This is a genomic window from Chitinophaga caeni (assembly GCF_002557795.1).
Lineage (GTDB): Bacteria > Bacteroidota > Bacteroidia > Chitinophagales > Chitinophagaceae > Chitinophaga > Chitinophaga caeni.
Genome location: NZ_CP023777.1, coordinates 4,014,164 through 4,039,482 on the forward strand (window position 1 = coordinate 4,014,164; position 25,319 = coordinate 4,039,482).

16 protein-coding genes are annotated in these 25,319 nt (G+C 43.8%); 4 read left to right on the forward strand and 12 right to left on the reverse strand.

From position 1 onward, the window contains the following. Positions 1–590: 590 nt before the first annotated feature. Positions 591–3,119, reverse strand: a complete 2,529-nt coding sequence (locus COR50_RS16855) for a phosphocholine-specific phospholipase C (protein WP_098195069.1) — start codon at positions 3,117–3,119, stop codon at positions 591–593. A gap of 296 nt (positions 3,120–3,415) precedes the next feature. On the opposite strand from COR50_RS16855, the gene COR50_RS16860 reads away from it, so the two are divergent. Then, positions 3,416–3,787: a DUF488 domain-containing protein gene (locus tag COR50_RS16860; RefSeq protein WP_232516203.1), complete on the forward strand. Its 372-nt coding sequence runs from the start codon at positions 3,416–3,418 to the stop codon at positions 3,785–3,787. Between the two features lie 83 nt (positions 3,788–3,870). Here COR50_RS16860 and COR50_RS16865 read toward each other — a convergent pair whose 3' ends face one another. The 3 genes from COR50_RS16865 to COR50_RS16875 form a co-directional block, all read right to left on the reverse strand. Beyond that, entirely contained in the window at positions 3,871–4,248 is a 378-nt protein-coding gene (locus COR50_RS16865; RefSeq protein ID WP_157760934.1) for a nuclear transport factor 2 family protein, read from the reverse strand. 129 nt (positions 4,249–4,377) lie between these two features. Continuing rightward, positions 4,378–4,707, reverse strand: coding sequence for an ArsR/SmtB family transcription factor (locus COR50_RS16870; protein WP_098195071.1), 330 nt, complete (start codon positions 4,705–4,707; stop codon positions 4,378–4,380). Between the two features lies 1 nt (position 4,708). After that, positions 4,709–5,140 (reverse strand): SRPBCC family protein, encoded by a 432-nt coding sequence (locus tag COR50_RS16875; protein ID WP_098195072.1) that lies wholly within the window; start codon positions 5,138–5,140, stop codon positions 4,709–4,711. A gap of 114 nt (positions 5,141–5,254) precedes the next feature. Between COR50_RS16875 and COR50_RS16880 the strand changes: the two genes are divergently transcribed. Continuing rightward, on the forward strand, positions 5,255–6,298 hold the full coding sequence (locus COR50_RS16880) for an Atu2307/SP_0267 family LLM class monooxygenase (RefSeq protein ID WP_098195073.1): 1,044 nt from the start codon (positions 5,255–5,257) through the stop codon (positions 6,296–6,298). Positions 6,299–6,307: 9 nt separating this feature from the next. Here the strand turns inward: COR50_RS16880 and COR50_RS16885 are convergent, their stop codons facing one another. The 8 genes from COR50_RS16885 to COR50_RS16920 all read right to left on the reverse strand — a co-directional run bounded on the left by COR50_RS16885 (position 6,308) and on the right by COR50_RS16920 (position 23,264). Continuing rightward, positions 6,308–6,775, reverse strand: coding sequence for a hypothetical protein (locus COR50_RS16885; RefSeq protein WP_098195074.1), 468 nt, complete (start codon positions 6,773–6,775; stop codon positions 6,308–6,310). A 413-nt stretch (positions 6,776–7,188) separates the two neighbouring features. Beyond that, positions 7,189–8,622, reverse strand: a complete 1,434-nt coding sequence (locus COR50_RS16890; protein ID WP_098195075.1) for an alpha-L-fucosidase — start codon at positions 8,620–8,622, stop codon at positions 7,189–7,191. Positions 8,623–8,644: 22 nt separating this feature from the next. Further along, on the reverse strand, positions 8,645–10,411 hold the full coding sequence (locus COR50_RS16895; RefSeq protein WP_098195076.1) for a RagB/SusD family nutrient uptake outer membrane protein: 1,767 nt from the start codon (positions 10,409–10,411) through the stop codon (positions 8,645–8,647). A 27-nt stretch (positions 10,412–10,438) separates the two neighbouring features. Continuing rightward, the gene (locus COR50_RS16900) at positions 10,439–13,537 is read right to left on the reverse strand and encodes a SusC/RagA family TonB-linked outer membrane protein (RefSeq protein WP_098195077.1); all 3,099 of its coding nucleotides are present in this window, start codon (positions 13,535–13,537) and stop codon (positions 10,439–10,441) included. A 29-nt stretch (positions 13,538–13,566) separates the two neighbouring features. After that, a complete protein-coding gene (locus COR50_RS16905; protein WP_098195078.1) occupies positions 13,567–15,201 on the reverse strand; it encodes a RagB/SusD family nutrient uptake outer membrane protein in 1,635 nt (544 codons plus the stop codon). A gap of 20 nt (positions 15,202–15,221) precedes the next feature. Next, on the reverse strand, positions 15,222–18,023 hold the full coding sequence (locus tag COR50_RS16910) for a SusC/RagA family TonB-linked outer membrane protein (RefSeq protein WP_098195079.1): 2,802 nt from the start codon (positions 18,021–18,023) through the stop codon (positions 15,222–15,224). A gap of 30 nt (positions 18,024–18,053) precedes the next feature. Further along, positions 18,054–18,848, reverse strand: a complete 795-nt coding sequence (locus COR50_RS16915; protein ID WP_157760936.1) for a CHRD domain-containing protein — start codon at positions 18,846–18,848, stop codon at positions 18,054–18,056. Between the two features lie 324 nt (positions 18,849–19,172). After that, positions 19,173–23,264 (reverse strand): hybrid sensor histidine kinase/response regulator transcription factor, encoded by a 4,092-nt coding sequence (locus COR50_RS16920; RefSeq protein WP_098195081.1) that lies wholly within the window; start codon positions 23,262–23,264, stop codon positions 19,173–19,175. A gap of 257 nt (positions 23,265–23,521) precedes the next feature. On the opposite strand from COR50_RS16920, the gene COR50_RS16925 reads away from it, so the two are divergent. Beyond that, entirely contained in the window at positions 23,522–24,568 is a 1,047-nt protein-coding gene (locus COR50_RS16925; RefSeq protein ID WP_098195082.1) for a DUF481 domain-containing protein, read from the forward strand. A gap of 130 nt (positions 24,569–24,698) precedes the next feature. Next, entirely contained in the window at positions 24,699–25,298 is a 600-nt protein-coding gene (locus COR50_RS16930) for a hypothetical protein (RefSeq protein ID WP_098195083.1), read from the forward strand. Positions 25,299–25,319: the final 21 nt, after the last annotated feature.

Sequence of the window (25,319 nt, forward strand, 5' to 3'; positions counted from 1 at the left end):
CGCCAGTATGAGGAACCCGACGATTGGCTGTTACGGGTGCAACGGTGTAACTACCATTTCGTTTCCCATAAAATTGTAAATGTACTCAATTGTGCGTGGGTCCGAGCTTGGAAGCTCGAACCAGCAAAAATTTTGGGCTTTGGGCTAAAGCATTCAAAAATCAATCTGCCAGCCCCACAACTCCTGCATAGCATTATGGTCAACCGCTAGTACAACTTGTTCGCCTGTATGAGGAACCCGACGATGGGCTGTTACAGGTACAACGCTGTAACTACCATTTCGTTTCCGGTACAATTGTAAATGCCTTCAATTGTGCGTGGGTCCGAGCTCGGAAGCTCGAACCAGCAAAAATTTTGGACTTTGGGCGTACATCTTGTTCGCCGGTATAAGGAATCCGACGATTGGCTGTTACGGGTGCAACGGTGTAACTACCATTTCGTTTCCCCTAAAATTGTAAATGTACTCAATTGTGCGTGGGTCCGAGCTCGGAAGTTCGAACCAGCGAAAATTTTGGACTTTGGGCTAAAGCATTCAAAAAACGACCCCTGGGCACGACCAATTGTGCTCGCGCGCCAGGGTAGTAATTTTCGTTACCCGATAACTGCACCCATAAATGGATCACTGATGCTATCAGCACCAGTTTCAACGTGCCCGGTATAACGTCTTTCATATCCATCGTTACCATCGACCATCAGTGTAAAATCATACCAACCCGAGCTTTTCTCCAGGTTAATCACGATTTTAACCGGAACTCCGGGATGAACTGTTTTACTGGTAGCAGGACTTTTATATGCATTGTCTACCAGGTTAACAACCAATGGTTGGCTATTGGCTGGCAGACGTAGTTCAAGGATTAAATTGCCAGTTAACCCGGCCTTTCTAATCTTTCTTTGTTGGTAAGACAAGTTTGCAATCAAGGATGGATCATTTGCGTTACCTTTCAACTCGCGTGAGAATCCATTTGGCCCCAGCGCATATAACCAGTAATTGCTCCCTTCAAAATCATTTACATTCCAATCATATTCCAGGGATTCACCGGCTTCAACCGAAAATGACCATAACTTACAAGATTCATTTTTATACTTACCCGGCGCATACACGCTGAATGGCGCCCCTAATGAACGCTTGGAAAACACATCCTTACCGGCCTTCATTTTTACTTTCAGGATACCATTTTGCAAAGGCGCCGCATCAAGATACAACTCGTACGGAATGGCACAAGCCGTTCTCGTACCGGCTTCCTGCCGCGGTAAGTAAGGCGATTGATGCGGTGAAGCATTGACCGCGGCTATTTGCTCCCCGTTCAGTTTTCTTTGACCGTCCGGTAATTCTTTAAACTTAGCATTATAGATCTGCTCGATCACAGCGTCTTTACCAAGGAAAGGTAAATTATGTGCATCGGCAGGATCAAATGGTTTAAAGACGCTGCTCAGGTCGCCGCAAATTACCCTGCGCCAAGAGGTGATATTCGGACATTCAACGGTTTTGCGGGTCTTATGAGTCAGGAAATGTTCCAAAAACTGTAAGGAAGAAGTATGATCAAAAACTTGCGAGCAAACTTTGCCACCCCTGCTCCATGGAGAAGCAATTACCATCGGCACCCGGTAACCTAAACCTATGGGGCTTTCCCTAGCATATTTTTTGGATCGCTTGTTGGCCAACTCCTGTTCCATCGTTACAAATTCGCTGCTGGTATCAACACCTTTCGTCGCAGCCCCGGAACTAGGATCAGCAGGATTATGTGCTACAAAAGGAGAAAAGTGATCGTAGTACCCATCATTTTCATCATAGGTAAGAACGAAGATGGTTTTCTTCCAAATTTCGGGATCCTGGGTCAGGATATCGATCGTTTCTGAAAGAAACCATGCCCCGTACCAAGGCGAACCTGGGTGATCAGAATAAGCCGCGGGTGGCACGAGCCAAGAAACCGTTGGCAATTGGCCATTCTTAACATCTTCCCTGAATTGATGTAATACATCTCCTTTAGGCACCCTAATACTCCTATCTTCGTTACCATCCTTATATTTCAAAGTAGTCAACTCATGGTAATCAGGATCCCCAACATTCGTCGTAAATGCTTTCCCGTGTAAAGCCTTCTGGCGCTCGCTCAATTTATCATAAGCAGCTTGTGTAAAGTTTTTGATGCTGTCTTCCACCATGCTAAGCTGTTTACGCCTGGCGGCCAACTTCCTTTGCAGATCGGGGCTATCCTTTCCTTCGCTGATTTCCCGTTCCATGTTAGCGATAGCGATTTCCAAATTAGTTTTGGCTACCGGTAAATATTCACGGTGCGCTTTAGAAAACCGTACGTTGAAATTTTCGAACCATTCCAGCGGGTTATCTGTAAAATTGGCCAACCAATTTTCTTCCTCATCATCAAGACCAACACCAACGCTGATTTCATTTTGGTAAACTTTCCACGAAACACCGTGATCTTCCAATACCTCGGGGAATGTTTTCCAATCCGCCCAAGCATTATAATCTACATCGCTGTTCCAAACATTGGCACGGGAATCCGGCTGTTGCTTCGCACGGATAGACCCGGTCCAGAAGTACAGGCGATTAGGCGTGGTACCTGTTAATGAAGAACAGAAATTATGGTCGCAAACAGTAAAAGCATCTGCCAAAGCATAGTAAAAGGGTAAATCATTCCGATCATAATAACCCATGGTCAACGGTAAATGCTCGTAGGATTTGATCGGGGATTTTTTATGCAGTAGCCAACCATCATACTTCCCTTTATTCCGGGCATCAACTTGGTCGGACCAACCGTGCGGTAAAGAACTCATCCAGGTTGCTTTCGTATCCTTAATATTTAACCTGTAAGGTGCGTAAGTATCGCCCTTCTCATCGGTTTGTAGCCAAGCCAAGTTACCATTCGGTTGACGGATGATCCGGGGATCATTGAATCCCCTCACCCCCCTAAGCGTACCGAATGTATGGTCGAAAGAACGGTTTTCCTGCATTAAGAATACCACGTGTTCCGCATCTAGATATGTGCTACCGGGTGCAGGGTTAATGGCTAAAGCTTTTTGTATTGATGCCGGGATGGTATTTGCAATTCCAGTAGCCCCGGACAATAACGCTGCTTTCTTGATAAAGTCTCTCCTATTACTCATTCAAGTTTGGTTTTGGTGCTACAAGATATAAAAGTGTCGGTTGAATTTCTTACAATGTTTGGTTAAACGGTCATTAAATCATCTAGGGATCGTATTAACGTAACATAAAATAAAAAATTAGCAGGCTTTTACTATTAATAACTGGAAACCAATTATTTGTTACAACTGATATAATATCATCACACATGTTGTATTTTTATATTCTACTATTACTGGGTAACCATTGAATTTGACCTGGAACAAAATACAAATGAGGTTGTTATCAATAAAAGGCCGGTAACTAAAAACATTTATTATTGAGATCTATTACACCAGTTATTCAACTAAAAAGAACGTACAGCAGTTTTGATAAAACTGATGGCTACAGGGTTTTAATAGATGCATTATGGCCACGCGGCATCAGCAAAGAGGAGTTGCATGCAGATCAATGGTTAAAAACCGTTGCGCCGTCTACCGAATTGAGAAAATGGTTCAACCATGAACCCGCGAAATGGCAATCATTCCAAAGAAAATATGCGGCAGAACTATCCATCAATGAATCTGTGCAGGCCCTGATCGACATTGTTCGGCTTCACCCGGTTACGACCTTCCTATATAGCGCCCATGATGAAAAGCATAACAATGCGATCGTATTAAAGGAATATATTATTACGAAATTAGAAGCCTAGAAGGTTCGCGGGACAAACGGCAACTTCGCGGGATCGGGCTTCAATCTTATCAAATGCAATTTCTAAACAGAAAGTGATAATTCTTATCCTTCATCCATTTCTTCTTCCATCATGGCCGTGTCGAAATAAGTAGTTAGGTGAATCAACATACCATCTTCAATCTCGTAAATATCGCAGATATGCTGCTGCCTCCAAGCGCCATTTAATTGTACCGGTTTCCCATCGCTTTGAACAACTACGAAATTACCTTCCGCGATCATGTTCGTAACTCTCGATGTTTTTACTTCCGTGCCGCCGGAGCGTAACATTACAAGGAAATGTTCGCGCTTAAGCGGTTCGGGTAGGCCTGGTAAATGCCATTCGAAATCATGCGATAAGTGCTGCTCAAAAAAACCGACATCTCCCAGTAAAAATGCTTGGTTGATAGCTGTAGCTAATGTTTTATTCTCGGAAGAAATCATCCTGTTCCATTTAAATTTGTTTGGGTCATGTGCTCTTCCACAAAAGTAAATGGATGCTGCTTTACGGGTTGGGGTTAATTGCGGCATTTTAACGGTGCAATTGCGCTTCGATACTTGATGCACGGATATTTATTCGTCCTTGGAAGGTCTTTCATCCAGGAGCCGCGCCAGCTTATTCAATTTGGTATGCCAAAATTGATCAAAATACTGCATCCAATCCTGCAATTGCCGGAACCCATCTTGCTTCAAGGTGCAGTACCGCTCCCGCCCGATATCTTCTATAGATATAAAGCCCGCTTGATTCAATATTTTTATATGTTTTGAAACTGCCGGCCGGCTCATTTCAAAATTTTCCGCTATCGTATTAATGCTCATGCTATCTTCGGAGAGCATCTGCAAAATGGTTCTCCTACTAGGATCAGCGACTACTTGAAATACATCTAATTGTTGCGTAGACATCTTATACCGGTTTAATATTCTTGATAAAACGCTTGCCTATTTTTATCCAACCCTTGTTCATCACGAGGTAAGGGAAATAATTCCGGAAACCATCGAAACCGGCATGTTCTAACTTCAGCAAAGTTCCACCGTCCATAGGCTCCAAGATCCAGGTAACGATAGAGTCCAGGCCGGGTTTTTCTTTCGACATCCCCCCTTTCCAGGAGTAAACAAGCTTTTGAAAGGGTATGATCTCCAGTACTTCGCAGTACACCGTTCCATCAAAGCCGAAATTGATCTTTGGTTTGGTTTTAAAATGAAAATGGTGTCCCACGAGGGGTTTGAAATCATTCGGCATAAGCCATTCAGCCAATAATTCCGGATCTGTTAAGTATTCCCATACCAGGGCGGGAGAATGTTGAAATTTGAATTCATGCTGGATGATCTTTTGCATAATAAGTAACTTTTAAGTTACGCAAACTTAAATGTAACTTAGGAGTTACGCAAATTTATCCTTGTCAAAAACTATTCTTAAATTACCTTAAATTGCGAATTAAATCATTGTTAGATGGAATTTGGTATTAGTACATTTGGTGAAGTGCGACCGGAAAATGTTGTTGGCCGCGCTAAGGAATCGTTTGCAAGGATGCAAGAATTATTGGAAGAGGCCAAGTTAGCCGACCGGGTAGGCATCGATGTATTTGCATTGGGCGAGCATCACCGGCCCGATTTTATTATTTCAGATCCTACCACTGTTTTGGGTGGCATTGCTACCCAGACGAAACAAATCCGTTTATCCAGTTCCGTGACGGTATTAAGCTCAGATGACCCCGTGCGGGTTTATCAAAGTTTTGCCAGCCTAGATTTATTATCCGGCGGCAGGGCAGAAATTATGGCCGGCCGGGGTTCTTTCACGGAGTCATTCCCCTTGTTCGGATACAGTTTGAATGATTACGATGCCTTGTTTAATGAGAAGCTGGCGCTATTATTACAAATAAACCGTGAAGAGATCGTAACGTGGAAAGGTACATTCAGGGCGCCTATTTACCAGCGGGGCATTTACCCGAGACCCTACCAGGAACATTTACCCATATGGATAGCGGCAGGTGGCACACCGGCTTCCGCGGTTAGGGCTGGCAAACTGAATTTGCCCTTAGCCTTGGCAATACTCGGTGGTAATCCCAGCCATTTTTTACCGTTCGTACAGCGTTACCGGCAGGCAGCCACCCAGGCAGGGCATGATGCGGCACAGTTGCAATTGGCGATCAATTCCCAGTTCTATGTTGCCGAAAGTTCAGAAAAAGCGGCGGATGAATTTTATCCTTCTTACGAAGTCTTAATGAACCGGGTTGGAAAAGATCGGGGTTGGGCGCCTATGACGAGGGAACAATTTGAATACCTGCGTATGCCGGAAGGACCATTATTCGTGGGTAGTGTGGACGAGATCGTTGAAAAATTATTGTTACAAAAAGAACTCTTTAATAATACCCGGTTCTTGGCCCAGCTGGTGAAAGGGTATATACCGCATGAGAAAGTGTTAAATACGATAGAATTATTCGGCAACCAAGTTATTCCGAAAGTAAAAGCGGCACTGGAAAATAAAAGCGCTTAACGGCGCTTTTTACCTGCGGGCATTTAACCAGGCAAGGTGAATTTTGTTATTGAAATAAAAATAAAACAATGCGACCAGGAACAAAATTGCCCTGGACAAAATCGTAATGGAATGCTCCCAGCTGAGCATATTGGTATCGAAGGTAAAAATTACCATCACCATGGTTCCCATGGCATCCAACCTGGCCCACCTAGGCCCGAAACGCCTATACGTCAGTAAACCGTAAGCGCCAAGAAATTTCACGACCATCATAACGATCGTCCAAGCGCCAAGGTAATCTACGGGTGGATGGTATCCTAATAAATCGGTTTTACTTAACAACTTCCAAGCGGCAGCAACGGCGTACCAAAATGCTAGCACGATATTTAGCCAGGCTAAGAATTTAACCCAGCCGGGAAGCAAAGAATACCTGGACGGCGTATTTAGCTCGTCGAATGCTTCATCAAAAATGCTTTCCCCTGGATGCTCCTCATTCATATAAATTAAATCATTATTGTCCGACTAAATATTCAACGAAAAAATTATCATCTCCTCAAAAGTTCGATTCAATGTCCACCTGCACATTTCTTTGTACTTTTTTGCTTGCCCAAAAAAAGTACCAAAAAAGGGCACAAATTGGCCATCAAGGCCGCCAATTTGATCGCTCGATCCAGCCTTTGTACTACTGTATGGCTTCGCTATCTACAGTGCGAAGTTGCACGGTTTTGTTGGCTGGGCTGAATAGATCATCCTTCGCTTATGTCCTTGACCAGGTAAGGCATCCAAGTAAATTTAATGCAATTTTAGTCGGACAACAATGAAATTAAATATATAGAAATCCTACTTCACAAAAAAGCCGGTACTAAAAATTAGTACCGGCAAAAGCTACTACTTGCGATTTGAAAACCTTATCAAGTTTTCGCGTCTTGATACTTGTTTGCATTTTCTTTACCGTTATCACATTCCACAACAATTACTTGCGGGCTAGTGTATAATTTTATCGGCATATGAAGCAAGTATTGATTCTTAGCTATCTCTTCAACTTTAATTTGCTGTCCGGGCGTAGTCAAGAAATGAGCCTTTTTTAATATCATACCTTTTGGAACATCCACGTGTAAAAGTCCGCTCACCGGCACGTTGAAGATGACCATATTCAATTGATTACTTCCCTTTTCACGGGTAAAATATCCCCAATCCTGCTTTTTTAAACCGGCGTAATCGCAATTATAAATTACTTGGCCGTTTACTGCCATCCAATCACCGATGGTTTTAGCAATGTTTTGCTCTTCCGACCGGATGCTGCCATCCCCTTTAGGGCCGAAGTTCAATAAGAAATTGCCGCCCATCGAGGTTGCATGCACCAACATTTCCAACAGCTCCAAGGGTGACTTCACATGGCTGATACTCCAGTCTTGATGATAGCCCCATTGATTTTCCGGGATCGTCATACATGCTTCCCAGTCCCAAGAAGTTACTTTAATATCTTTTACCGGGTCAGGCAATCTTCTTTCGTAACCTGATTCGTAATCGCCCATGAGTTCACCGTTAGAGTCTTTATGCCTGCTACCGTAATCATCTGCCCTAAGCCGGCTGTTGATGATTACGCCGGGGCGAACGGACTTCAGCATCTTCTCTACTTCTAAAGTCCACCAACCATTTTTCTTAACCGATGCATCCCAGGTACCATCAAACCAAAATGCCTTAACAGTCGGATAATTGGTAGCCAATTCCTTGAGTTGGTTTTCTGCGAAATCGAGGTACCTACGGAACGCGATACTATCCTCTTTGGATTTGATATCATACCTCCAGTCGGGGTTATGCCAATCCAGGACGGAATAATAAAAATTAACATCAATTCCTTCCGCGTTGTAAGCATCAACGATTTCTTTAAGGATATCCTTTTTATAAGGCGTGTTACTGATGTTGAAATCAGTATAACGGGAAGGCCATAAACAGAAACCTTCGTGGTGCTTGGTGGTGATGGTCATATATTTCACCCCCATTTTCTTAGCCATCTTCGCCCACTCTTTGGCGTTGAATTTCTTGGGGTTGAATTTGTACATCAAGGAATCCCATGTAGCCGTAGAAATGTGGGCGCTGGATTTCAAAAATTCCGCTGCATAATTATAGGTCTTTCCATTCCAAACCCCACCAGGAATAGCATACAAACCCCAGTGAATAAATTGCCCAAAGCGATTCGATCTCCATTTGTTCATGGCGGCATCTGTTCGCTTACCGGTATACTGTGCTCCATACTTCAACTCCAGGCGCTTTTTCGCCGGAGTTTGAGCAAAGGCAGGTAAAAGAATACCTGCCATTGCCAATGCTAAAATAAATTTCTTCATGATCTATAATTTCAATTCTCAATTACCAACCTGGATTCTGATACAATACCGCACTTTTCGTAATTTCATTGAAAGGTATCGGTGCAAAATACATTTTCGGAGCCAAGAATACTGCGCTCATCGCGGTAATCTTCTCGTACGACCAACTATCATCTTGCTCTTTTGTTACCATCATACCTTGCATCGGTATATTCTCTGTAACTTCAGCAGTTTTCCAGCGACGGGTATCATAATACCAATGACCTTCGTATGCGAATTCAACTTCGTATTCATTCCTGATAATGCTACGCATATCTTCTTTGCTAAGCGTGGCGCTCAAACCATACCTACCATCTACACCGGGATCTACGCCTGCCCGCTCGCGAATTTGATACAACATATCGTACACTTCAGCTGTTGGCCCGTTTAATTCATTCATTGCTTCCGCGTAACCCAAAATGATTTCCGCATAGCGTATCACGGGGTATACGCGGCTTTGACTGGAATAATCGCCCGTGCTATCATTACACATTTTCCTGGAATAATAACCCGTTTTGGTTTTGTACGTCTGTAAACCATCCGGGGTTAATTGTCCTTGCCAGGTGCGGTAAATATTGATAGGATCCATCTTCTTGGTGCTGTTGTTGTAAATACGCGCCTGGTTGAAGATGATGGAGTTATAAAACCTTGGATCCCTATTATCGTAAGGATGTTCCGGATCATAACCACTTGCCGGATCGGAGATACGTTTACCGTTTCTCATGCCGAAAGCATCTACCAAGTTTTGAGTAGGCGTACTCCAACCGCTACCACCCCTGGAGATCGGGAACCAAGCCCCTTCCAAGTTAGTATTATTACCGATCATAAACGGTTGAATATATTCAACATTTTTCCTCGTTAAAAACAGTTTCCAGAAGGAGTAACCATCCCTTGCGCCGGGCAGATCATTCGTATATAAATGATAATCGCCAAGGTTCATAACATCTTTACACGCGTTTGCAGCACGTTGCCATAATTGCGGATCATAGTTGCTGCCGTAACTTACTAACGGTTGTAATTCCGGATCATCCGTTATAGCGCCACCGTTAAACAAGGGGCTGGCGGCATACACGAGCATCCTGGCTTTTAGTCCATAACACATACCGCTCGTGATACGGCCATAATCTTGTGGCAGTTGCTCTGTTGCTGAAGGTAAATATTGGGCAACGGCATCACATTCTTGTGCAATATAATCGATGCATTCTTTGAAAGTATTACGCTTGTATTCGATTGGCGTTGCCAATTCACTAAAAACGGTATCTCCTACCAGCATCACGGCGCCGAAACTCCTAACCAGCTGGGCATAATAGAATGCCCGTAAATACCTAGCCTCGGCGGCGGTACGCACCTTCATTTCGGAAGACAGCGGGGCGCCCTGCACTTTTTTCATGTACTGGTTACAAGCACGGATTTTTGAATAATAAGTGCTCCAATAATTATTGGTAAAGTAATTCCTGGCAGTACTAGCGCCAGTCATCAATGATGCCTGCGGCTCACTATAAAAGGAAATAGAATGGGATGTTTTATCTTCCATGCAGGAATAATCATTTCCCACTGGAGATTTAATATAGCTATAACGGAAATAGTAAACATCCATACCGGTATAAGCGTAAACATCATTTAGGAATTGTAAGGTCTTGGCGCTATCTGAAAACACCACCTGTTCATTCAAGCTCTCGGTTTGCCTTTTGTCCAAGAAACTATCGGACTTTTTACAAGCGGCCATCACCGTTAGGCCACAGATTATATATAGTGCGATTTTCTTTTTCATCTTTTCATGTTTTGATTGATAATAGTACTATAATCCCACTTGTACCCCGAGGTTATAAATCCTTTGCTGCGGGTATTCACCGATGGAAGATGAAACCGCTGATTCGGGATCGATGGCTACCGGCAGACCGGTATAAACCAAGGCCATGTTATAACCGTTAGCATAGATACGAACACTCTTGATCACCTTGTGCCTTAACAGGGAAGAAGGAACGTTATAGCCCAACTCGATATTCTTCCACCTAACGTAATCACCGGAACGGTACCAGTAGCTAGATGCTTGGGAACTACCTTGCCCATCGGCCAATGCCGGGTAAGAGTTATCGGTATTCCAAGGCAACCAACGATCGAGGTTGAAAGGAACAGATTGCCTTTCCGGCCTATTGTATGCCAAACTACCCCGTTGGATATTCAACACGTAATCGAACGCTCCCTGGAACATCGTGCTAAAATCAAATCCTTTATAAGTGAAACCGAATGCGATACTACCTGTATACCTCGGTTGGTTGTTACCGATAGAAGTACGATCGTAATCATTGATAATGCCGTCTCCATTAAGATCGGCAAATTTCAAAGCACCTGGGAATAGGTTCTGCATCGGCACGCTCGTTACCAATTTGGGACTTTTCATTACATCTTCTACATCTTCGAAGTAACCCACGTATTTATAACCGAATTGCTCACCGATCGACTTACCTGTTTTCGCTAACCATGGGTAAGATTGGATAGGTTCATCCATGTAAAGGATCTTATTCTTAGCATAACTTACCATACCTCTCACGAAATATTGGAATTTACCACCGCGGTTGTTATACTCAACTTCCAATTCCCAACCTTTATTGCTCACACGGCCAATGTTCATCGGTGGTAAACCTACGCCGAATACATTCGGAACAGTACCACGCGTAGAAAGGATATCGTAACGTTCGTTAGCAAAATAGTCTGCCGTAATACCCAACTTACCGTTAAACAACTTGGCGTCCATACCGATGTCCAGCTTGCGTTCCTTCTCCCAAGTTACTTCATCATTTCCAAGATCGCCTTCGATGATGCCGCTCACACCTGTCGGCACTTCACCGAAATTATAACCTTTACCGCCATTGTAGATTTGCTCGTATAAATACTTGTACGAACCGATCTTATCACTACCTACTAAACCGTAAGATCCGCGGAATTTCAAAGCATCAACAAACTTCACGTTCTCCTTGAAGAAAGGCTCTTCGCTGATATTCCAACCGGCGCTAATGGCGGGGAATAAGCCGTATTTCTTGTCGGATGCGAACCTGTCGGAACCATTATACCCGGCGTTAATCTCCAAGAGGTATTTCATCTTGTAGTTATAAGATAAACGACCTGTAAAGCCACGGAAATTGTCGGGTATATCTGCGATAACATTCGGGTTGCTGTAGTAGTTGTTGTTGTTAGTCAACTGGTTCGCCAATGCCAAGAATGAAATGTTGTGATTCCCGAAACTACGGTTGTAGGATAAATTTGCTTGCAGGTTCAGCCTTCTTACGCTGCCCCTGTAGCCACCCCCCCGGGAAAGTTTCCCCATGCGGTAAAGGTTATTGACGGTTGGTTTATACGTACCTTCAATATCATCATAATAATATGTCAATATCTCGTTTGAGGCGCGGGTTAAGCTCTTGGTAAAATCGTAATCACTCGCCAAGGATACCAAGGCATTAACGGAAAGTCCTTTCGTGATGAAATCCAAGTTATGCGTAGCGGAAGTTACCATGTTGAAATTATTCTCGAAATTTCTCTGGTAACCGCTATAGGTCAAGTTCGCTACCGGGTTACCTTTCGTTCCGCTAGATGTTGTACCGCCCAAGGTCCCGTTTTCATTATAAACCGGGTAACCGAAGGATGATAATTCCCCATTCCATAAGTATTGGAAGGTAGTACCACCATTGTTGAATGGTTTATCATTCGGCTCATTGATCGTGCTGAAGCGACCGGATAAATCCACCCGGATCTTCAAATCTTTCGTGGGATTGATATCAATATTAGACCTGAAGTTATAACGGTTGTAAAAATAATTACTGTTATACCCTTCATCGGCGCTAAAGTTTTTATAAATACCTCCTTGGGTAATATAACCCAGAGAGATGAAATACTTGATCAAATCAGATCCACCGCTGATATCGAAGTTGGTACGGTTTTGCAAGCTGTAATCGCGCATTAACACATCCCACCAATCAACGTACGGATGACCGTAAGGGTCACTGTTATCCTTGTAATAATCGAGGTTATTACCGGAGAAGAATTGAGGGTAATTCGCAGCCGGATCATTTTCCTTCATCGTTACCTGCTCCCGCAATAAACTCAAGGTCGTAAAACCATTGTTCATATCCGGAGGACGGGTCGGAGTCAAAGCTCCAGTTTCGTTCCTGATGGATAATTTCGGTTTGCCGGATTTACCGCGGCGCGTTTTAATTACCAATACACCGTTGGCGCCACGAATACCGTAAACAGCCGTTGTAGAGGCATCCTTCAAGATAGAAACACTCTCGATCTCGTTCGGATCCAGTTGATTAACCTGGTCGTAAGTAAACTCGATATCATCCACGATGATCAATGGATTATTGGCCACGTTACCACCCGTTGTATTATAAGAACTGATACCGCGGATTTGGAATGCGGCGCCGTCTTTACCCGGTTGGCCGCTACGTTGTTGGCTGAACAAGCCGGGTAAGCGACCGGATAAAGCATTTTGCAAACTCGCGGTAGGACTTTGGCGAATTTGTTCACCCGACACGGAACTTAAGGCGCCGGTAGTAGTGATTTTTTTCTGCTCACCGTAACCTACAACTACAACTTCTTCCAAGCCCTTGTTATCAGTTTTCAAAACCACCTTCATATTGGAAGAAGCGCCGACTTCCTGCTTCAGAAAGCCCACGTAAGAAAATATCAAGGTTTTAGACTTACTTCTAATTTCGAGGGAGAAGTTACCGTTTTCATCTGTAACTACCCCGTGCGATGGCAGGTCTTTCTCGAACACACTCACACCCGGCAGCGGTTGCTTGCCATCGGTCACCTGCCCCTTTGCCACGATCTGTTGTGCCTTTACGGCCAGGTTTGCTAATAGCAAGATGGGTAAAAGGCTATATATAAATTTTTTCATGTGATGCGATTGAATACGTTTGTGAAATCTTACCAATTAGGATTCTGAGCCATGTTTGGATTAGCCAGTAATTCGCTGTAAGGGATCGGGTACAAATACATCCGGTTTACATCGAAGCTGGTTTTCAAAACATCCACGCGGTTATATCGGAAGGAATCATCATCTTGTTTGATGACCTGGATTCCCGTTAAGGTTTTATTCAAAACATCCCCCGCGATTTTCCAACGGCGGATATCCCAAAAACGCTGCTCTTCAAATGCCATCTCAACCCTGCGCTCCCCACGGATGCGATCCCTCATCTCTGCCTTGCTCAAGCCTGCCGGTAAAGCGTACGGCACTAATTTTGCCCTCCTGCGTATATCTTCAACAGCATCATAAACATCTTGGGTAGGCCCTCCAACTTCATTCAGCGCTTCGGCGTAGTTCAATAAAACTTCGGCATAACGGAAGATCGGGAAGCAGTGTTCCGCGTTGGAATAAGAATTGTTAGAGCCACCGGTACCCAGGAATTTCCTCATGTAGTAACCTGTACGTGTTTCTCCACTGGTGGCGCGGCCATAACCCAATGGCCTGTCCAAACCACCATCGAAAGTTTCCACCTTACGACCTAACCAGCTCATATTGTTATGGAAAATAGTTGCATAAAAACGGGGATCGCGACCGGCATAAGGATCATTTTCATCGTAACCGGAACCGGCTTCATGAATTCCCAAGCCATTCGCCATTCCGAATGCATCCACCAAATCCTGTGTAGGGTTGGTCAGTCCTTGATCTCCTCTTTGGGATCCCATCGGGCCATTTAACCGCTCCACCGTTGAATTGGGCGATGCCATATAAGCCAGGATAACTTCCGTGTTTTTGCGTTTCAGGAAAGCATCGGTGAAATTACCGGTCAGGCTGTAGAAATCAAGATCCATAACATCCTTCGCAGCATCCGCAGCGGCTTGCCATTTTTGTAAATCGTTAGACTCATTATGCCATGGGCTCGCGGCGTATAAGAGATTGCGGGCTTTCAGTGCTAACGCTCCCCCTTTCGTAACGCGACCGAAATAAGCAGCCGTATATTCACTAGGTAAATCATCAACGATCGCGTCTATTTCATTAGAAATGTAGCTTACTACTTCATCGTAAGAATCACGGGCTAAAGCCACGTCATCATTCAATTCAAAAACTTTATCGCCCACGATCGGCACACCTGACCAGCGTTTAGAAAGTTCGAAATATGCCATCGCCCTCATGAAACGTGCTTCGGCAATCCATTGCTCTTTCAAACCATCCGTTTTCAAAGGCACCCTTCCGATGTTTTCAAGGAAGATATTCACCTTGCGGATTACTTCGTAAGAAACCTTCCAACGGTCTTCCGGCATCAGGTACGGGCTCCATTGCCCGGTGGAAAAATATTGCACCGAAGCATTGATATTTGAAGGAACGGCATCATCGGTTCCGGCATCCAGTACGTTATTATCGATCCGGTTATAACCCCTGGGAAGGTCATTATATATATTGTAAAGGAATTTTTCAGCATTCACACCCAGGGAATCCAACGGATCGAAAACCAGTTCCAGGTCAGCGTATTCCAAAGGTTCTTTCTCCATCACATCCTTTTGGCAGGCACCCATACCTAGGAGTAAACTGCAAGCGATGTAGAGACTATATTTTTTCATAATTGTCAAGCATTAAGGTTTTACAATCCCAGGGTAATACCCCCGTTTATGATTCTTTGGTTACTGAAAATGCTCATCCTGGATTCAGGATCGAAATCACCCTCATCTTTTTTCCAAGTCAATAAATTGTACCCGTTCATGAACAAGCGTAACGTGCGTATTTTACCATGAGGGAATAATAAGGACTTGAAGTTGTAACCGATCTCAACGTTTTTCAAGCGGATATAATCACCGGAACGCATCCAGAAAGTAGATGTCTGGTTATTATTGATATTAGTACCCAGGCTCAAGCGCGGGAAAGCCGCGTTTACATTGTTGGCCGGTGTCCAGCGGTCCATATGCATTTCTAACACGTTGCCATACCCGTTGTAAAACGCGCTGCTTTCATTGGGGCCGAGGTAAAAATTACGGTTATTAACACCTTGTACCAGGAAACTGAAATCCAGTCCCTTAAAGCTGAAACCCGCACTCAAACCATAATACAACAAGGGTTTCTCGGTACCGATAGCCTGCTGATCCAAGGCATTGATCACACCATCACCATTCAGGTCCTTGTACATGATATCCCCCGGTTGCGGCGTATATCCTTGCCAGTTAGCCGTCTTCGTGATGTCAGTAGATTCCTGGTAAAAACCATCAGCTACTAAACCGAAGGACTGTCCTACTGGATGACCGGTGCGGTTCAACCAAGAATAAGGATACTGTGGATTACCATTGTAGAGCAATGTATTTTTAGCCGCGGAGAAATTGGCATTCACGAAATATTTGAATGCACCGGAAGTTTTCGGGCTAAAGTTAACAGAGGCTTCGAAACCTGAATAACGGCTTTCCCCGATATTTTCTTCCGGGAAAGGGATACCCATGATCCCGCTGTTTTGACCGCGCACCATCAACTCGTCACTGTACTTGTTGCGGTAATAATCAGCAGTTAATGATAATTGTCCATCGTAAAAGCTCGCATCCACACCGATGTTCAGTTTCAATGCTTTTTCCCAGGTGATGCCCTTGTTCACTAGGCGGGCTTCTTCTACACCGGAAATATTGGAGTTCGTTTCTCCCACATTGTAACCCGTTGTACCGATGGTAAAGTTTTGCAGGTAAGCGAAATAGCTGTTGGGATCCCCCCAGGCAGATTGACCTACGCTAGCCCTGATTTTTAAGTAAGAAATGTTTTTGGGGTGGAAGAAAGGCATATTGCTCAAAACCCAGCCCAATCCCAAAGATGGGAATACGGCGCCGCGTTTGCCGGGCTCGTAACGGTTCATAGCGCCGTAATTCAATCCCAGTTCAGCGAAATAGGTTTTATTCCAATTATAGCTGGCATTTAACCCTAGGTTCTTGTATTGAAGATCCAGTTCGGTGAAATTGTTGATATTATTGTCCACGTTATAGGTAGCGAGTAAATTCAACTGGTGACTTTTCCAGGAGCGATCGTACCCGATCATCGCGTTATAATAAGACTGGCGTATCTGGCTATTCACTTCAGCAGTTCCGGCATCTACCAGGCCGTTTTCACCGTAGCGGATATATTCGCCGGGGTTAGCATCATCCGGTTGGTACACGGCAAATGATTTGCTACGATCGATCATTTCGAGGTAATAGTTATTCATCGATAACTGTCCCTTAACCCACAAACCTTTTACGAAATCGTCCAGTTTGTACTTTAAAGCCATATCTGCGGCGATCGTACGTTCGGTATTGACCAGGTAGCCAGAGCTAACAGCGCCGGCATGGAGGTTATTCGTCCATTGGCTATTACCACCGTAAGAACCGTCAGCATTATAAACGGGGTAAGCCGTTTGCGGCGTAGAAGTGATATTATTAGCCAATGAAACAGTTCCGACACCCGGTTGGTAACCGGTTGCCAGGGAACCGAAAACGTTCAATGTCAGCTCGATATCCTTGTTAAAAGCTACGGCCGCATTGGTCCGGATATTATAGCGTTTATAATCATTGTTCGTCGAGTAAGAATTACTAGGCGAAGTGATGAAGTTTCCGCCTTGCGCGAAATGTTCCAGTGAAGTGAAGTAATGGTAGTTGCTGGATTTACCGGCCAAACTAATATTATAACGCTGCTGGAGCGGGTTTTGCTTGATGATTTCATCATACCAATTAACATCCGGTTGCGCGTAAGGATCGTTGGTATGGTTGGACCAAGCCGCTAGCTCATCCTGCGTGTACCTCGGTGTTGAACCCGGTGTCATATTTTCTTGCGCTTCATTATACAAGGTCGCGTACTGGAATGCATTGGCCAATTTGGGTTTGTAAAGGAAATCCATTACCCCGGCCTGTGCAGAAGCATTGATCTCGAAGTTATGCTTGCCTGCGTTACGGGTAGTAATAACGATCGCCCCGTTGGCCGCCCTTTGGCCGTACATGGCCGTAGCAAGGGCATCCTTCAATACCGTGATGCTTTCAATTTCATCAGGGTTGAAGTTGGTAAAACTGCGGACTACTCCATCGATGACAATGATCGGGGTTCTACCGCGAAGGTAAAATGCTGCAGCATCAGCACCATTCATACCAGATAGTTGAAGGGTGTATAAGCCTGCTATTCTACCGGCCATCAAGTTAGTAACATCCGCTACCGGTGTTGAATTGACATCTTTATTATAAATGGATCCGGCAGCGCCAACGTAATCAGCCTTCGATGATTGTTTATTCCATAATTGAACTTTCTGCGAAAGCCAAGAAGAATCATTTTTTAATAATACCGTGGTATCTGACTGTGCAGAAGCCTTTAATGAAATTGCCGCGGCTAGCGCCCAACCCCACTGCTTCATGTACCTGGCACCAGGTTTATTTATAGGGAATAATTTCATTATAATGATTTTATAAGTTGATTGATAAGGTTAGCGTAGATTTCCCCTTAGCAATCCATCAGGATGCTGGTCGGAATGAACATCTATGTATACTGCATCTTTCTTCAACGCATTAAGGATATCGTTACTACCCTCTCCGCTTTTTGGAACATTGAAGTCGGCAGGCCCCGAAGCGAAATTGAATAGCATATCACCCGTTGCAGAGTGTAAATGAGCCCCGGTTAATGTTTCCCCCGCAGGCACATTCTTGCAATCGATTGCAAAATAAACACTAAAATCTTCCGTGATGCGCAGGTAAGCCGTACCTGTTGCGGTTGTTGAAACTCCCGGAACAACTTGATCCCCGGTTAAAGGCAGATCCAGTGTATAAACAACTTCTTTTGCAAGTTGTCCCCTTGCTAAAGCGCCGTTACCGGCACCTGCAACCGTGATATAGGCGTCATTATTGATCGCGCTATCTGCTAAACTTTTCGGGAAATCAACATTTCCTTTCAATTTGCCATCCTGGAAGTTACCGTCCAGGGTGAGTATCGTCTCCCCGTTTTCGATAGCATTCCCCATCCTGATTTCCACTACTCCCGGGCTACTACCCTTCGATAGTGAATCAAAATAAATGTCATAGTAGAGTTGATAATCATCCCTTAAATACAATAAGGCGTACGCGTGCGAGTTATTTCCTTCCGATGAGGGAACTACGTTGGCCCCGGAAAGCTGTACGTTCCAGAACTTCATCACGAACCCTTCAGGATGATCCTCCTTGTCGCACCCCATAAATGTACATGCCCCCAAGAGCATGATAAAAATGTACGTTGGATTCAAGCGCATAGTAATAGTTTTTGTAAATGCAAACTGATAATGATAGGCGATTTTAACAGATGCCATTCCGGCAGTCTATTATTAGACCGGTTCATTTTTCATTTAAAGTGGATTGAATTTTGGTTGATTCAAAAATTAATAAATACAGAATTCAGAGCTCGTTCTTTAGTTTCGATTTTTTTAAATAAATGCAACGGTATAAAAGTAAGGAGTTAGCCAGTAAATGGACGGGGACGAATAGCACGAGATTACCCTCATTTTGTATCAAAAAAAACCGGGCCCCTGTAACAAGGCCCGGTATAAAACAAACATAAGTAATTAATAAACAATAAATTACGAAACCACTTCTTCTTTCTTACTAAATTCGGTCGGGGTTTTACCAAATTCTTTCTTAAACCATTTGCGGAAATAGTCTACATCGGAGAAACCGACCATGTAAGCGACTTCGTTTACAGCGTACTGTTGCATTGACAACAATTGGGCTGCCCTTTTTAAACGGATGCCCCTTATAAATTCCACGATACTTTGATTAGTTAATGCTTTCAATTTGCGGTACAAGGTCATCCGGCTCATGCACATTTTGGCTGCCAATTCTTCCGCTTGGAGGTTTGGTTCAGCGATCCTTTCCTCAATATATTTCACGATCCCCTGCAAGAAAATCTCATCCGGCCCCGTAATCTCCAATTCGCTGGAACCCAGGGTTATTACCTTCCCGAAACGCTCCCGCAACTGTTTCCTGTTCAGCAGCAAATTTTGCAACCTACTTTGCAACAAGGCGATATTGAAGGGCTTCGCAATGTAATCATCTGCCCCCGTTTCATACCCTTCGCGGATGAAGGAGACCGTTCCCCTTGCCGACAGCAATATGATGGGGATGTGGCTGGTGCGGCTATCATTCTTTAGGCGGTGGCAAAATTCTACGCCGTTCATTCCAGGCATCATCACATCTGAAATGATGATATCAGGTAATTTCTCCAAGGCTTGCTCCCAGCCTTCGAGCCCGCTGGTTGCCAGGGAAACCGAGTAATTATCATTAAATAATTCTAATAAATACTGCCCCAATCCCGGGTCGTCTTCAACCAGCAATAGTTGCGGTTTCTGATCCCCGGCATCTACCTTGATGGCTAATTCCGGCGCCAAGGGGGCTATTGTTTGGGTATAGTAGCCCGTATGGCAAGCCAATATTTCCTCGGCCTTGAATGCCTCCCTATTTACAGGGATATATATTTCGAAGCACGTTTTACCGTATCCCTGCCCGATAGCTTGGCTGCTACTTACATGTATTGTTCCGCGGTGCCTTTCTACCAAGGCTTTAACGAATGCCAAGCCGATGCCCGTTCCGCCCGCCTGTATCTTGTGATCGTCGAAGTGTTGGAATTGTTCGAAAATCTTCTCGAACCTTCCGGGTGCAATCCCCACCCCGTTATCTTCTACTTTAATGCTCGCTTTCCCTTGTTCTCCAACCTGCACGCTCAATTTAACCAGTCCCCCGTTAGGTGTAAACTTGATCGAGTTGGAGATAAGGTTAAACAACATACGTTCCACCTTATCTTTATCGAAATACGTTTCCGTATCCTTTCCGCAGGAATCAAACTGGAGTTGAATGCCCTTCTTAGTTGCTAAACCTTCAAATGCCGTTAGCGTTGTTTGGCAAAACATGGAAAGATCTCCCTTTTCGACGGTCAATGGTAAACCGCCTTCTTCCAGCCTCCTAAAATCCAGTAGCTGATCCATCAACCGCATCAGGCGCTCCGTGTTTTGCTGCATGAATTGTAACTGCCGCTTATCCTGTTCGCTGGAATTGGGCGATTGCAAAAGTTTCTCTACCGGTGCCATGATCAATGTCAGCGGAGTTTTTATGTCGTGGGAAATATTGGTAAAGAAATCCAACTTGGATTGCACTAATTCGTGTTCCTTCTCCCTTATGATTACCTGGTTCTTAATTTCCTGTTTTAGAAATGCTGTTTTATAAGTGTAATGGTAATACCAGAATAGTAATCCCGCGGCAATTAATACGTAAACAAAATATGCATACCAGGTGCGCCAGAAAGGTGGATTTACAATTATTTCCAGGGATCTGACTTCCTGGCTCCAAAGCCCATCTTTATTGGCAGCTTTTACTTTAAACGTGTAAACACCGGGATCCAGGTTTGTAAAAGTGGCCGAGGTCTGCTTTCCCACGTAATGCCACATGTTATCGCTTTTCAAGCCTTCCATCATGTAAGCATACTGGATAGCGGCGGGATTAGCATGATTCAAGGTAGCAAACTTCACCGTAAAATATGCCTGGTCATGCTGGAGTGTTAATTCATCTGTATAGCTGATCGCCTGTTGAAGCGGGGAATCATCGCCGATAGTTACCGGCAAATTCTTGATGAGAAAATCGGTCAAAATGACCCTGGTCGGTTGCGTATTGGCAACGATCGTGCTTGGATCAAATACTGTAACACCATCGATACCGCAAAACAACATCATGCCGGATTTATCTTTATAAACGGACAGGTATTCGTTTTTTCCCGGCCAATTATCACCGGTATAGGTTGCGATATCTAAATCACCTTTCTTATAAGGAATCGATTGTGTATTGCGGGTAATCTTTGAAATTTTATCCTGGCTAGCGATCCACAAATTACCGGTATTGTCTTCTACTATTCCCCTGGTATCAACTTCATCCCAATTGAATGTATTATTTACGCTATAAAGAGTATCGCGGTTCCGGTTGAAATACAACAAGCCTTTCCCTTCCGTCCCGATCCAGAGTGTACCATTTTTATCGGTATAAACCGCGGATACAAATGTGCCGGATAACCCGTTGGCGCTTGAATAATTATATATTTGAGTAGCCCCCATAGGTACATAGTACAATCCTTCATTTGTACCGATCCATAACGTACCGTAAGCATCTTCATGTAAACTGTGAATCTCTCCCAATAAGCTATTAGGCTCGTTCCTATAAAGTGGAAATTCTTTTATAGAACCGTCGGGCAACAATTTGAATAAAGCCGTATGGGTACCGATCCAGTATGCTCCCCCGCGCGATGTTTCAATATCAAAAACGGCATAAAAATACTTTCGGCCCGTTCGCGGGTTTGATTTTAATGTTATTTCAGAAAATGTTTTATTTCCCCTATCAAAATGATACAATCCTTCCAGCGTGCCCACGAGTAAATCCCCGGAAGGCTGCACCTGGATCGACTCGATAAAATCCTTATTGATATTGCCTGATACGGCGGGGATATGGTAATATTTAAATTGATTGCTGGCACGATCATAGTAGTTCAACCCCGAAGCAGTCGCGATCCAAAGGTTACCGGCATCGTCTTCCTGCACGCCCATGGTATTAATGCCGTTCATACCGATTCCGCCGCTCATCAAGGGCGTTATGTGGGAAACACGCTCATTGCCCGGGTACACCAGGGCTACCCCGCCCCAATAGGTTCCAACCCATACGGTACCATCATCGCTTTGGATGATAGAACATACGGAATTGTAAGGGAGCGAGTGCTGATCAAACCGATCATAAACATAATGCGCGGTAACATTATAATCCTTCAAAATGTATAACCCTTTCCTGGTGCCTACCCAAACCTGGTCATTTACAAAACAAATCGATTTCAGCATTTCCGTGGCAATACTATTGGGAGTGTCGTCCGAGCGGTAATTTCTAGTTTGTCCATTCTTGAAATTGTATACCCATAAACCTTGCTTCTGGGTACCGAACCAAACTTCATCACCCTTAACCGCAATTGTATGAATCGTGCTGTTGCCGTAATTTTCAAAATGGGTCAATTGCGCATCCACGGGAATTAATTCTGCCCTGGCCGGATCATAGCAAATGAGCTCGCTGCCTTTGCCCAACCAGATGCGTCCCAAGCTATCTTCTGCCATGCCGCGCACGATAAAACTACCTTTTAAGGGGAAGGGAGCATCTTGCAATTGTTTCATCCCCGGCGCCAGGTAATACAGGTACCCCGGGCCGCCAACCCATATATTACCCTTACTATCTTTAAAAACACAAGTAACATCGCGGTGCAAAGTTGCTGAATCCACGATCGAAAATTTATCGGTTCGGGGATTATAAACATTTAATCCCGTTTCAGTTCCGATATAAATGTTTTGATCCTTGCCCTCGCAAAGCGTCAAAACGGAATTGTTCCCGATAGAACTAGTATCCCCGATTTTATGCTTATATACCTTGATCGCATCATTACTGTAACGGCATAAACCATTTTCCGTTCCAATCCAAACAAAGCCCTTCGCATCTTGCAATATGCAGTGCACCGTATTTTGCGGCAACCCTTCCGCTATACCCAGTTTATTAAAACGCACGGAATGTTTCTGGGCGTAGCTGCCGTTGATATTTATTAATATCAACAATACACATAACAATAACCTGGTAATTTTCCCCCAAGAATATTCGAACATAGCACGTTTTGATTTCGGTTGTAGATCGGTAATAGTATTAAATTAGTCAGCAAAAGTGAATTTATGAAATACAAGGTAATAAAATACTAACAATGGATAATAATATAGGGATGCAAGGAAAACAAATGTTTATAAATATTAGAATTTAGTTTACAGCGCATCACATCAATAAATATGTTAAAAATTCGATAGTAAGCCAATTACTTGGTAAACATTCTACTACAAATTTTTGTTTTCTGACAAAAGATCGTACAACATTGTTTTTTACATTGACCAAGCGCAAGCTGACATTATTCGGTATCCTACTATTTTTACTCTCGTCGTGGAGTAGCAGTTTATCTGCACAAACCGATAAACTATATTTGCGAAACGGCACTATCTTGAACGGCACCCTGCGGTCCATTAACCTGGGTAAGATTAACTTCGATGCCAACGACATCGGTATCGTGGATGTGAAGATAACCAATGCCAGGACCCTCTTTGCCACCAGTTTCCAATACCGGGTATCTACCGTCCACCAAGACGTTATGTACGGCAGCATACTGCCGGGGAAAGATTCCGGCTCCATAATCTTCGCCAGCGGCAAAGACAGCGTCAACGTATTACTAGATGATATCGTAACACTTTCGAAATATAGAAAAGGTATCATGCACCAAATTGAAGGTAATATTTCGGCAGGATACAGCTTTACAAAGTCTAGCGAACTGGGTAGGATTAACCTCGATGCAAGCTTGAACACGAGAAGCAAGAATGTTGCATTAGCATTTACCGGGGCTACTATTACGAGTATTCAAGGAGATTCGCTTGCCCGCGATTTGGAGAATGCATCCTTACAAGTTTCTTATTACTATTTGCCGGACTGGTACTTACTAACCTATGTTAATTATCAAAGAAACTTGTCACTAGGCATCGGGCAACGTTTCCAGGAAGCGCTGGGAACGGGTTACGAATTCCTGAAAAGAAGCAGGATGCTGGCAAGCGTGGGTACAGGCGGTATCCTTAACCAGGAAAAAAGCTTGGAAGGTGATCGTAACTATACTTTTGAAATCCCCTTATTACTTCAATACGACCTTTTCCTATTTTCGTCGCCTAACTTGAGCTTTTCATTCAAGCAGCAGCTCTATTTCGGCATTTCTCAAAAAGGACGTATCCGTGAAGATGGGGAAACACGGCTTTCTTATGAAGTTATTTCAGACCTTACTATCAGCCTGGTATTTTACAACAACTACGACAACCAACCACCCGCGGGAAGCGTCAGAAATTTCGATTACAACATGGTGGTGAATGTAGGATACAAGTTTTAATTGTACAGGGAGCCTCAAAATATAATAATTTAATATATTTACAGTTGTAAAGCCCAGGGGTGTCGCCCTACAAGTATTGACCGGGAAAATTTGCAATTTATTTCTTACCTAGAATAAGAAAGCTCTTAGCATGGCAGGAATATCACCTATACAACTCAGCATTTTGCCGGGCATTATTGCTTGGTTAGACTTGTTGTACCCCGCTTATTCTATAGCCATATTATTATTTCTCGGCTTCACGCTTTGCTCATCTACACTTAGAAAGATCCGCCCAGCTTACCTTTCCCGCTTAAACAAATTAATATTACTCGTTTCTGCGAGCCTGGTTGTACTGGTGGGACTGGATTACTTTACAAGTTCGAAAACCTCAAATTCACAAGAAGGTATCTTAGAGCGGTACCATTATTTTTCGCTGTGGGTCGTCATGATGATCCATTGTTGCATCCCGTTTATTTATTGTTTCAAGGCAGTACGCAGGAGTACGTGGATGAATATTTTTGTCATTTTCTTTTTGTACATAACCCACAATGGTTATGCCGGGCTATCGTACAGGGCCAACTTGCAATATGGGGATATTCATTGGCCTATCTTTTCATTATTACAATCATATCCGAGATCCATCACCTTGGTAAGCATTTTCTTTATGTTTCCCTTTATCATGGCATATTGGATCAAGCAACACAAAGTTCGACAAAGAGCCCATATGAATAATGTCGAAGCCGTATCATGATAAAACTGCTTCACTGAGATC